Source organism: Citrobacter sp. MGH 55 (genome assembly GCF_016906145.1).
Classification (GTDB): Bacteria; Pseudomonadota; Gammaproteobacteria; order Enterobacterales; family Enterobacteriaceae; genus Citrobacter_A; species Citrobacter_A amalonaticus.
In genome coordinates, this window is record NZ_CP070239.1 from 871668 (window position 1) to 883964 (window position 12297).

Here is a 12297-nt window from a genome sequence, read left to right on the forward strand (position 1 = left end):
TCATCTCTGGAACACACACAGTCCGTGCGCAGGTCCCGGCCAGACAGCCGTAATTACCGGATTATCCTCTCCGGCAAACGGGGGAACAGCGCGCCATTCCCCTTCAGGTAAAACAATTTCAGCAGTATCAAGCGCGGCATTGATGGCAATAAGAAAACGATCCGACAGCAGGATTTGCATCTGCATTGGCCCGTTTTGCCATTCATCCGCACTCAGTGGTTGCGCGTAGCGATTAAGCCAGCGCACGTTGCCATCTCCCTCTTCCCACCAGTAGTCTCCCACCAGCGCCGGGATTTGCTGGCGCAGTTTGATTAATGCGGCGGTAAAATCGATTAATCCCCCGCTCGCCTGCGACCAGTCCAGCCAGGTCAACGCATTGTCCTGGCAATAGGCGTTGTTGTTGCCATGCTGACTGTGTCCGTGTTCATCACCGGCCAGCAGCATGGGCGTTCCCTGAGAAAGTAAAAGCGTCGTCAGCAACGCATGAATGCTGTCGCGGCGACGTTCGACGACCTCCAGAGTGCCGCCTAATCCTTCTTTACCATGATTATTGCTATGGTTATTGTCGGTTCCGTCCCGATTTTCCTCTCCGTTTGCCTCATTGTGTTTCTGATTGAAACAAACGCAGTCTCTGAGCGTAAAACCGTCATGTGCGGTGACCAGATTGACGGAAGCGGAAGGTTTGCGCCCATCGCGCTTAAACACGTCGCTGGAGGCCGCAAAACGCCCGGCAAACTCGCCGAGCGACACATTGCGCTGTAGCCAGAAGCGGCGTGACGCATCGCGAAAATGATCGTTCCACTCCGCGAACGGTGCGGGGAAATTCCCCACCTGATACCCGCCGGCCCCGATATCCCAGGGTTCAGCGATAAGCTTAACGCCGGACAGCACCGGGCACTGTTTGATGGCGGTAAACAACGGCGCATCCTGGCTAAACGCCGGCGTACGCCCCATCACCGATGCCAGATCAAAACGAAAACCATCGACATGGCAGGTTTCAACCCAGTAACGCAGGCATTCAAGGGCATACTCCACCACGCAAGGATGGCTGAGATTGAGCGTGTTACCGCAACCGGTCCAGTTGTGATAATCGCCATCTTCTCTGATCCAATAATAGCTACGGTTGTCGATTCCGCGCAGGGAGATGAGCGGCCCGTCCCGATCCAGCTCAGCGCTGTGGTTGAGTACAATGTCGAGAATGACCTCAATGCCGGCATTGTGCAGCGCCTTAACGGCATCGCGAAATTCATCCAGCGCCGTCTCTGGCGAGCATGCATAGGCTGGATGCAGCGCAAACAACGCGACGGGGTTGTAGCCCCAATAGTTTGACAACCCCAGCCGTTGTAAACGCGGTTCACTGGCGAAATGCGCCACGGGCAACAATTCCAGTGCGGTAATCCCCAAATGCTTCAGATAATCGATCACCACCGGATGACCAAGCGCGTGGTACGTGCCGCGAATCTCTGCCGGGATTTGCGGATGCAGGTAGGTTAAACCTTTGACATGTGCCTCATAGATGACGGTATTGCCCCACGGCGTGCGCGGCGGGGCATCGTCTTCCCAGTCATAGCGATCGACGGTCACCACGCACTTCGGCGCAATGGCGACGTTATCACGATGATCCGGCTGGTCATAACCCGCATGCATCAGCGGGTCATCTTTCAGGTCGCCCTCTACGCGACGCGCGCAGGGATCAATCAGCAGCTTAGCCGGATTAAACCAGTGACCCTGCGCTGGCTGCCACGGCCCATGCACGCGATAGCCATAACGCAGACCGGGACGGGCGTCGGCCAGATAGCCGTGCCAGACATCTCCGGTGCGCGCTGGCAGGTCGTAGCGCTGCTCATTGCCCGACGCGTCAAACACACACAGCTCAACGCGCTCGGCATGGGCGGAAAAGAGCGTGAAATTCACGCCATGTCCGTCATACGTTGCGCCATGCGGTGTGGCGTTACCGGCAACCAGTTGCGTCATTCCGCCTCCCGAACCAGCCAGATTGTCGACAGCGGCGGCAGCGTCAGACTCAGGGATTGCGGGCGTCCGTGGCTGGAAATCTCATCGGTATGGACCGCCCCGCCGTTCCCGGCATTGCTGCCGTGATAGTGCATCGAGTCAGTATTGAGAATTTCGCGCCATTTACCCGGCTGATTGACGCCAAAGCGGTAACCGTGACGCGGCACCGGCGTGAAGTTGCTGGCGACGATAATTTCGTTCCCGACCTTATCGCGACGGACAAAAATCAGTACTGAACGTTCTTTATCATCGACAACCAGCCATTCGAAGCCGTAAGGGTCAAAGTCGAGCTCATGTAACGCTTTGTGGTGACGATAGGTCAGGTTGAGGTCGCGCACCAGACGCTGCACACCGTGGTGCCAGTTGTCGCCGCCTTCCAGCAAATGCCAGTCAAGGCTGGCGTCATGATTCCACTCGCGCCCCTGAGCGAATTCGTTGCCCATAAACAGCAGTTTTTTACCCGGGAAGGCCCACATCCAGCCATAGTAAGCGCGCAGGTTGGCAAATTTCTGCCACGCGTCGCCCGGCATGCGGTCGAGAATCGATTTCTTACCGTGGACCACTTCGTCATGCGACAACGGCAGAACGAAGTTTTCGGTATAGTTGTAGAGCATGCCGAAGGTCAGCTTATCGTGATGATATTGACGATAAACCGGATCCAGCTTCATGTAATCGAGGGTGTCGTGCATCCAGCCAAGGTTCCACTTGTACCAGAAACCCAGGCCGCCCATATCCTGCGGTCGGGAGACGCCCGCGAAATCCGTCGACTCTTCCGCCATGCTCACCGCCCCCGGCACCTGCTCACCGAGAATGCGGTTGGTATTGCGTAAAAACTCAATCGCTTCCAGATTCTCGCGGCCGCCGAATTCATTCGGGATCCACTCGCCCTCTTTGCGACTGTAATCGCGATAAATCATCGACGCCACGGCATCCACGCGCAGGGCGTCAATACCAAAGCGTTCAATCCAGTACAGGGCGTTGCCCACCAGATAGTTACTGACTTCACGACGACCGTAGTTGTAGATCAGCGTGTTCCAGTCCTGGTGATACCCTTCGCGCGGGTCGCTATGCTCGTACAGTTTGGTGCCATCGAACTCCGCGAGAGCAAAATCATCCGACGGAAAATGGCCCGGCACCCAGTCAAGGATGACGTTCAAGCCCGCCTGATGCGCGGCGTTCACGAAATAACGGAAATCATCGCGCGTGCCAAAACGACGCGTTGGCGCATAAAGTCCCGTTGGCTGATAACCCCAACTGCCGTCAAACGGATGCTCATTCACCGGCAGCAGTTCGAGATGGGTAAAGCCCATCCATTTCACGTACGGGATGAGCTGGTCAGCCAGCTCGCGATAGCTCAGCCAGAAGTTGTTGTCGGTATGGCGACGCCATGAACCCAGATGGACTTCATAAATGGAGATTGGCGCGTCAAACTGGTTCGCTTTTTTGCGCGCCTCGGTCTGTTCCACTTTTTCGGGCAGACCGCAAATGAGCGAGGCCGTTTCCGGACGCATCTGTGCTTCAAAGGCGTAAGGGTCGGCTTTCACCCGCAGATTACCGTTGGCGTCGATCATCTCATATTTGTAGAGCTGACCATGCTGTGCGCCGGGGATAAACAGTTCCCAGATGCCGCTTTCTTTGCGCAGACGCATCGGGTGACGGCGACCATCCCAGAAGTTAAATTGTCCGACTACGGAAACGCGGCGCGCGTTCGGCGCCCAGACGGAGAAACGCGTCCCCGTGACGCCATCCATGGTGTCCGCGTGCGCCCCCAGCGTTTCATACGGACGCAAATGGGTGCCTTCCGACAGCAGCCAGGCATCCATATCCTGAATAAGAGGACCAAAACGGTAGGGATCATCAATCAGATTTTGCTGGCCGTGCCAGACAACAGCGAGCTGGTAGCGAAAAGGATTTTTACGACGAGGTAATACACCGCTGAAAAAACCGCGTGAGTCGAGGCAGTCCAGTTTGCCGACTTTGCGCCCGGTTTTAGGTTCGATCACCCACACTTCAGTGGCGTCAGGTAAAAGCGCGCGGACTTCGAGTCCGGCTGAGGTCTGGTGCATACCGAGTACGGAAAAAGGATCCGCAAAATGGCCTGCGATTAGCGCATTAATCACGTCTCTATCGATACGATCGGACATGGTTTTCATCCTGTTTTTTGGTGTCACTCCTCCAACTGATTTTCGACATCAGTCAGCGACACTTTTTTTGACCTGAACGGTGCAGCACAATTGTGCATCCTCTCTGCACCGTCCTACCTTCAGGTAAAGCCCTGATACTGAGATCAGGACACCCTTAAAGAATAGCCAACACTTTCATTAACTCCTGCATAAAGACTATACATTTGCGTTTACTCCTTTTTTACGCATAAAAAGGGGTGACTCAGCACCCCTTGTAAACCAACGCGATTACGCCAGATGGCGCAACATACGTCGCAACGGCTCTGCAGCCCCCCAGAGCAACTGGTCGCCTACCGTAAAGGCTGACAGGAACTCCGGTCCCATGTTCAGCTTACGCAGACGGCCAACTGGCGTGGTCAACGTGCCGGTAACGGCCGCTGGGGTTAACTCACGCATGGTGATATCCCGATCGTTTGGCACCACTTTCGCCCACGGATTGTGAGCCGCCAGCAGTTCTTCCACGGTCGGAATGGAAACGTCTTTTTTCAGTTTGATAGTGAACGCCTGGCTGTGGCAACGCAGCGCGCCAACGCGCACGCACAGGCCATCGACCGGAATGACGGATGAGGTATCAAGGATTTTGTTAGTTTCCGCCTGGCCTTTCCACTCTTCGCGGCTCTGGCCGTTATCAAGCTGTTTGTCAATCCACGGAATCAGGCTACCTGCCAGCGGGACGCCAAAGTTATCTACCGGCAGTTCGCCGCTACGAGTCAGTTGGGTAACTTTGCGTTCGATATCGAGAATAGCGGAGGAAGGCGTTGCCAGTTCATCAGCGACGTAGTTATGCAACTGGCCCATCTGGTTGAGCAGTTCGCGCATATGACGCGCGCCGCCGCCGGAGGCCGCCTGGTAGGTCGCGACCGACACCCAGTCCACCAGGTCATGGGCAAACAGACCGCCGAGCGACATCAGCATCAGGCTAACGGTACAGTTACCGCCGACGAAGGTTTTAATCCCGTTGTTCAGACCCCGGGTGATAACATCCTGGTTAACCGGGTCGAGGATAATGATAGCGTCATCTTTCATGCGCAGCGAAGAGGCCGCGTCAATCCAGTAACCCTGCCATCCGCTTTCACGAAGCTTTGGATAGATTTCGTTGGTATAATCGCCGCCCTGACAGGTCACAATGATATCGAGCGCTTTCAGCGCGTCCAGATCGAAAGCGTCCTGAAGTGTGCCGGTCGAGGTACCGCCGAACGTCGGCGCGGCCTGCCCAAGCTGAGAAGTTGAAAAGAAAACAGGGCGAATGGCGTCGAAGTCGCGCTCTTCAACCATGCGTTGCATGAGAACAGAGCCGACCATACCGCGCCAGCCGATAAAACCAACATTTTTCATAGCGTTTTTTCCTGCAAAGATGTGTGCTGTGTATGCTGACCAGTGTCCTACTGGCTCATCCTTCACCATACAAAAAGCAGCCAAAGTCGCAAGTGAATTTAATCAATGATAGCGATGCCATCAGAAATGCGACTTATCCCGCTGCTTAAGCGAGCAGAAAGTCCGAGGCAATTATCAGGGAATTTGAGTTATGAATGAAATCATTTCTGCAGCCGTTTTATTGATCCTGATTATGGATCCGCTCGGTAATTTGCCCATTTTCATGTCCGTACTGAAACATACCGAACCGAAGCGGCGTCGGGCAATCATGGTGCGCGAGCTGTTCATTGCGCTGTTACTGATGCTGATTTTCCTTTTCGCGGGCGAGAAAATTCTCGCATTCCTGAATTTGCGAGCCGAAACGGTTTCAATATCCGGGGGCATTATTCTGTTCCTGATTGCCATCAAGATGATTTTCCCCAGCGCCACCGGAAACAGCGCAGGCCTTCCGGCAGGCGAAGAGCCCTTTATTGTCCCGCTGGCGATCCCGTTAGTTGCCGGCCCAACGATTCTGGCCACGCTGATGTTGTTATCGCATCAATATCCGAATCAAATGGGGCATCTGGTGATTGCCTTGCTGCTGGCCTGGGGCGGTACGTTTGTGATTCTGCTGCAGTCGTCGCTGTTTCTGCGTCTGCTGGGTGAGAAAGGGGTAAATGCGCTGGAACGCCTGATGGGATTGATTCTGGTGATGATGGCGACCCAGATGTTCCTGGACGGTATCCGGATGTGGATGAAGGGATAAAACAATAGGGCCGGGCGATTGCCCGGCCTACCTTTTTTCAACTGAGCAGTGAAAACGCCACCATACCCACCATCGCACCCACGGTGCCGAGGATGGTTTCCATCATTGTCCAGGTCTTCAGCGTTTGTGCTTCTGTCGCACCGGTGAATTTCCCGAACAGCCAGAAACCGGCATCGTTCACGTGGCTGACGACGATCGACCCCCCCGCGATACAGATAGACAGTGCCGCCATCTGCGCCCCGGAGAAATTCAGTTGTTCAATTACTGGCATCACCAGTCCCACCGCCGTTAAGCAGGCTACGGTCGCGGAGCCCTGAATGATACGCACCGCTGCCGCCAGCACGAAGCAGGTAATGGCAATCGGCAAGCCCATCCCGGTCAGCGCTTCACCCAGCGCCGGCCCCACGCCAGAATCCACCAGCACCTGCTTGAAGACACCGCCAGCACCAATCACCAACAGGATGATACCCGCCGGTTGCAGCGCGTGACCGCAAATCTCCATGACCTTATCTTTCGGCATCCCCTGACGCATCGCCAGGCCGTAAATCGCCACCAGACAAGCCACCAGAATCGCGGTGAACGGGTGACCGACAAATTCAAACCACTGGTAAGCCGTAGAACCGACCGGCACAAAACGTGCGGCGATAGTTTTCAGTCCCACCAGCACCAGCGGCAACAGGATCAGCGACAGGCTGAAGCCAAAGGACGGCATTTTGCCCTCGCCCAGGTGCGGTTCGGTAATATCGTCTGGAATATTCAGCTCAACGTAGCGGCTGATAAAGTTGCCCCACAGCGGCCCGGCGATAATCATCCCTGGAATGGCGGCACACAGACCAATCAGAATCATCCAGCCAAAGTCGGCGTGCATCTGAGAAGCGAGCAGCATCGGCGCAGGCCCCGGCAGCAGAAATGCCGCGGCCGCCGCCACGCCCGCAAACAGCGGGATCACCAACTTCACCAGGTTTGTACCGGTATGACGCGCCATCGAGAATGCGACGCTTATCAGCAGAACAATGGCCACTTCAAAGAACAGCGGCAGCGCGCAAATCAGTCCCGCCAGCCCAATCGCATAATGCGCGCGACTGTGGCCGAAGGATTTCAGCATTTTGACCGCAATCTGATCGACTGCGCCCGTTTCATGCAAAATCTTGCCAAACATGGCCCCCAGAGCGACCACAATCGCCAGGAAGCCCAGCGTACCTCCCATCCCTTTTTCCATTGTCGCCGCGATTTTATCGAGCGGCATACCGGAAAAGAGACCTGCACCAATAGACACCACCATCAAAGCAACGAAGGCGTGCATACGTGCCTTCATCACTAAAAACAACAGCAGCAGAACGGAGCCTACTGCTGTTAAAACAAGCGTTAATGTACTCAAAACTTACTGCCTTTTATTAATGACCTCGATGGTGCTGGCAACAACACCTTCCAGTGGCTGATCGATATCCACCACCAGTACGTCGCTTTCGTCTGCACCCGGTTCTTGCAGGGTTTCAAACTGCGTCACCAGCATCTGGGTTTTGAAGAAATGGCCTTTACGCGCCTTCAGACGGCTTTCGATCACGTCGAAATCGCCTTTCAGGTAGATAAAAGAAAGGTTCGGGTTACCGTTACGCAGCAGGTCACGGTAGTGTTTTTTCAGTGCGGAACAGACGATCAGCGAAACCTTATTGGTACGCTGCATCGCAAACGCGGCGTCATTCAGCGCCTGCAACCACGGCTTACGGTCGTCATCGTTGAGCGGCTCACCGGAGGCCATTTTCTCAATGTTGCGACGCGGATGGAGAAAATCGCCATCAAGAAACGCGGCATGCAGTTGATGCGCCACTTCGCTGGCGACAGCGGATTTACCGCTGCCCGATACGCCCATCAGAACGTAAATGTGGTGATCATGATTAGTCGTGCTCAAAGTGGTGCCCCCACAGTACAAGGATCAGGAATTGTTACGGGTAACTGTTATCGGTAACATTGTCCAACCTGACTAAAACAGAAGCAATATCCAAACGTGCGAGAAGTGAATAAGTGTGAGCTACTTCAAATTTGTCGGGTTAAATAGATCCACCCGGTGACAAGGTGAAACCTAAATCTAACATTTTTGGCGTGACGCTCTCCCCACGAATACGCGCCAGCAGACGCTCTGCGCCAATGCTGCCCATACGCTCACGCGGCGTCAGCACGCTGGCCAGACGCGGTTCCATCACCTGACCGATATCATGGCCGTGAAAACCAGCGATCGCCATGTCATCCGGGATCCTCAACCCTAAACGCTGGCATTCAAAGGCCGCGCCCACCGCCAGGTCATCGTTAGTGCAGAAGATACCGTCCAGTTGCGGGTATTCACGACGCGCCTGACGGATAAGCTCAATCCCCGAAGAGTAAGAAGAAGACTGCTCCACCATCACACTGTAGGGCAACAGACCGGCATCCAGCATTGCCTGTTCGTAACCCTTCTGTTTGATGATAGTACGTTCGTCAAGACGTGCCCCCAGATAGGCGATATGACGATGCCCGCGTGCAATAATCGCGGCGGTCATTTGACGCGCGGCTTCAAAGTTGTCAAAACCGACGGCGATATCGAGGCAGGGTGACTGACTGTCCATCAGTTCAACCACCGGAATCCCCGCCACTTCGATCATTTTCAACGTGCGCGGCGTGTGGGTACGTTCAGTCAGGATCAGACCATCGATGTTCCAGGAGAGCATCGACTCCAGACGTTCCTGTTCCATCTCCGGCTTATAACCGTAGTGCGCCAGCATGGTTTGATAACCATGCGCATCCGTCACGGTCTCAATACCGCGTAAAACTTCAGCAAAAACCTGGTTGGTTAACGACGGCAGCAGTACGCCAATGGCCCGGCTGGTGGCGTTGGAGAGGATATCAGGTGCGCGATTGGGAATATAACCCAGTTCATCAAGTGCAGCAGCGATCTTGCCCCGCAATGCAACGGAGACTTGCTCCGGATTACGCAAAAAACGGCTGACCGTCATTTTGGTCACACCAACACGGTCAGCTACATCCTGAAGTACGGGTCTTTTCTTCTTCATCGTCCTGAGAAATCGTAAGTGAGAGATTTGCTCAGTTTATCACGGACAAAGCACAACCTTCCCCGTTTAAAGGGAAGGTTGCGTAATTATTTATACAGGCGGCAGATCAAACAGCAGGATTTCACTATCGCTGTCAGCATGAATTGACAGCGCCTGCTCATCCCAAATCGCCAGACCGTCGCTGGTGGTGGCTTTCGTGCCGTTAATGCTCACCTCGCCTTTTACCACCTGGATCCAGACGCGACGTTCAGCAGCAATCTGGTGTACTGACTGCTCACCTTTCACCAGCGCCCAGCGATACAGTTCCATATCCTGGTACACTTTCAACGAGCCGTCGCGAGCGTCCGGTGACAACACCAGTTGTTTACCCTGTGTGGCGTCGAAGCGGCGCTGCTCGTAACGCGGCGTGATGCCGGTTTTTTCCGGAATGATCCAGATCTGATACAGACGCAGACGATCCGTTTTGCTCGGGTTGTACTCAGAGTGCCGGATCCCGGTCCCCGCGCTCATAATCTGGAATTCACCAGCCGGCACCTGCTCTTTATTGCCCATGCTGTCCTGGTGTTCTACTGCGCCTTCCAGCACGTAGGTCAGAATTTCCATGTCTTTATGCGGGTGGGTACCGAAACCCTGGCCGGCGTCAATCACGTCGTCGTTAATCACGCGAAGTGCCGAGAAGCCCATAAAGTTGGGATCGTAGTAGTCAGCAAAAGAGAACGTATGCCAGGAATCCAGCCAGCCATGATTCGCGTGGCCACGGTCGTTTGCTTTGCGTAAGTAGATCATTGTGTTCACCCCCAGATGTTTTCGATGGAGTAAGTGTGGACCGAATCCATCATCAATCATAGAGGGTGAAAATTGACTCCTCTGTTCAAAAATTATGAACAAGTACAGAGGAGTCAGTCTGGCTTATCGGGCAAGGGTAATCGTGGCCGGTGAAGCCTGTCCGAACGCCCGTTCGAGGAGTTCAAGGTTGGTCAGAACGTCAGATTCCTTGACGTAATTTGGCGCGCCTGTGGTGAGAGTGTCATACAACGCATCATAGACACGCCCGTAGTCGCCCGTTTCCGGTTTGACCTCTTCTTTCACCGTCACCCCTTCGTCGTTAACGTACTCCAGCACGCCAACGGAATCGTCCGCCGCAAAGCCTGGCTCACCCGGCATGATGTTGGCCTTCAGGCTGGTTTCCTGCTGGTCAATACCGTATTTGATAAACGACCCCTTGGTGCCGTGCACGATAAACTTCGGATAGTCGATTTTCACCAGATGGCTGGTTTTGACGATGGCCTTTACATCGCCGTAAAACAGTTGCGCTTCAAAGGTGTCGTCCGGATTGGCCTTATTGCGCAGGCTGCGGATATCGTACGCCACGTGGTCCGGACGACCGAACAGCGAGATAACCTGATCCATCGTGTGTACGCCCAGGCCATAAAACGCGCCATCCTGCGGTAAACCTGGTTGGGTCTCCGCGACCGGGCGGTAGTAATCAAAGTGGCTTTCCAGTTCCACAATCTTACCCAGCTTACCGCTTTCAATCGCCTTTTTGGCGGTCAGGAAACAGGAGTCAAAGCGACGGTTTTGATACGGCGTCACCGTCAACCCTTTGCTCTGCGCCAGTTCAAACAGCATCTTCGCTTCAATCATTGTCGGGGTGAAGGGTTTCTCAACCAGCACGTTCTTCCCGGCCTCCAGCGCCCGTTTCGCGTAGTCAAAGTGGCTGTCGGCGTGGGTACAGATGATAACCAGCTTGACCTGCGGATCATCGAAAATTTCATTGAGATCGCTGGTGAAGTGGATGTGTGAGTAAATCGGCGCCTGCTCTTCCGGCTTCGCACGACGGCGAAAGATATGGGCCACATGCCAGGTATCTTTACGGTGAAGGACATACGGGAGATGGTAGCGAGTCGCACTCTTGCCGAACCCGATAAATGCGCAATGTAACGTCATGGTGGCGTCCTTTTTGGAAAAAAAAGATGCATACACCATAGCGCAAAGCACAGAGAGACTAAATGCGGAACCTCTCCTGAGGATGCGCTGTCGCACCTGGAAACGGATTGCTCGCGCCTCGGGCGTGAGTGGCGCAGGCAGATTATTCACGGCCTGCGCACAGCAGCCGGAGCGTACTTAATGTATGTGAGGAGCTCGGGCACTTCCCTGGGACAAAATAACAAGTCAGCCTGGCTGAAAAAAGACCAAAAAAAAGCCAGCACCCGGCTGGCTAAAATAATACTGGAAGCAATGTGAGCAATGTCGTGCTTTCAGGTTCTCCGCAAGGGTCTTCCTGAACGCAGAGCAATAATAATCATTCTCATTCGCAGTTGTCCAGCGATTTCTTCAAAAAAATGCAGTTGACGACATTTTTAATCTCAGCGACTGTAAAGACTCAATAACCCCTAAAGGAGATCGGGAATGAGTGAGATAGTGATACGCCATGCTGAAACCAAAGATTACGACGCGATTCGTCAGATCCATGCCCAGCCGGAGGTGTATCACAACACGCTACAGGTTCCTCATCCATCCAGTGAGATGTGGCAGGCGCGACTCGCCGAACAGCCCGGCATCAAACAACTTGTGGCCTGCATTGACGATCGCGTGGTTGGACATTTGTGCATTGCCGTCGTTCAGCGTCCACGCAGGAGTCACGTCGCCGATTTCGGTATTTGTGTTGATGCGCAATGGCAAAACCGCGGTGTCGCCAGCGCATTAATGCGGACCATGATCGACATGTGCGACAACTGGCTGCGCGTTGAGCGCATCGAATTAACGGTGTTTGTCGATAACGCCCCCGCCATAGCCGTGTATAAAAAATATGGTTTTGAAATTGAAGGCACCGGCAAGAAGTACGGCCTGCGTAACGGCGAGTACGTCGATGCCTATTTTATGGCGCGGATGAAGTGACAAATTGCCCGGTGGCGCTACGCTTACCGGGCCTACAGCT

Annotated in this window: 10 protein-coding genes; 2 read left to right on the top strand and 8 right to left on the bottom strand. The window is 54.4% G+C overall.

Annotated features, from left to right (window positions below; translation table 11 throughout):
- From glgX to asd, 3 genes are all read right to left on the bottom strand, one after another.
- Window positions 1–1974 (bottom strand): glycogen debranching protein GlgX, encoded by a 1974-nt coding sequence (gene glgX / locus JTI98_RS03465; RefSeq protein ID WP_216081922.1) that lies wholly within the window; start codon window positions 1972–1974, stop codon window positions 1–3.
- A complete protein-coding gene (glgB, locus tag JTI98_RS03470) occupies window positions 1971–4157 on the bottom strand; it encodes a 1,4-alpha-glucan branching enzyme (RefSeq protein WP_192502999.1) in 2187 nt (728 codons plus the stop codon). The genes glgX and glgB overlap by 4 nt, the downstream gene beginning before the upstream one ends.
- 267 nt (window positions 4158–4424) lie before the next feature.
- Window positions 4425–5531 carry an aspartate-semialdehyde dehydrogenase gene (gene asd / locus JTI98_RS03475; RefSeq protein WP_042998458.1) on the bottom strand — a complete coding sequence of 369 codons (1107 nt, stop codon included), beginning with the start codon at window positions 5529–5531 and terminating at the stop codon, window positions 4425–4427.
- Between the two features lie 190 nt (window positions 5532–5721).
- Between asd and yhgN the strand changes: the two genes are divergently transcribed.
- On the top strand, window positions 5722–6315 hold the full coding sequence (gene yhgN, locus JTI98_RS03480) for an NAAT family transporter YhgN (RefSeq protein ID WP_042998459.1): 594 nt from the start codon (window positions 5722–5724) through the stop codon (window positions 6313–6315).
- A 37-nt stretch (window positions 6316–6352) separates the two neighbouring features.
- Here yhgN and gntU read toward each other — a convergent pair whose 3' ends face one another.
- The 5 genes from gntU to JTI98_RS03505 form a co-directional block, all read right to left on the bottom strand.
- Window positions 6353–7693 carry a gluconate transporter gene (gene gntU, locus JTI98_RS03485; protein WP_044263856.1) on the bottom strand — a complete coding sequence of 447 codons (1341 nt, stop codon included), beginning with the start codon at window positions 7691–7693 and terminating at the stop codon, window positions 6353–6355.
- A gap of 3 nt (window positions 7694–7696) precedes the next feature.
- The gene (gene gntK / locus JTI98_RS03490) at window positions 7697–8224 is read right to left on the bottom strand and encodes a gluconokinase (RefSeq protein ID WP_216081923.1); all 528 of its coding nucleotides are present in this window, start codon (window positions 8222–8224) and stop codon (window positions 7697–7699) included.
- A 139-nt stretch (window positions 8225–8363) separates the two neighbouring features.
- Entirely contained in the window at window positions 8364–9359 is a 996-nt protein-coding gene (gene gntR, locus JTI98_RS03495; protein ID WP_042998462.1) for a gluconate operon transcriptional repressor GntR, read from the bottom strand.
- A gap of 90 nt (window positions 9360–9449) precedes the next feature.
- Window positions 9450–10145 (bottom strand): pirin family protein, encoded by a 696-nt coding sequence (locus tag JTI98_RS03500; RefSeq protein ID WP_043001767.1) that lies wholly within the window; start codon window positions 10143–10145, stop codon window positions 9450–9452.
- A gap of 123 nt (window positions 10146–10268) precedes the next feature.
- The gene (locus JTI98_RS03505) at window positions 10269–11306 is read right to left on the bottom strand and encodes an oxidoreductase (protein WP_216081924.1); all 1038 of its coding nucleotides are present in this window, start codon (window positions 11304–11306) and stop codon (window positions 10269–10271) included.
- Window positions 11307–11768: 462 nt separating this feature from the next.
- On the opposite strand from JTI98_RS03505, the gene yhhY reads away from it, so the two are divergent.
- A complete protein-coding gene (gene yhhY, locus JTI98_RS03510; protein ID WP_042998463.1) occupies window positions 11769–12257 on the top strand; it encodes an N-acetyltransferase in 489 nt (162 codons plus the stop codon).
- The last annotated feature ends 40 nt before the right edge of the window (window positions 12258–12297 follow it).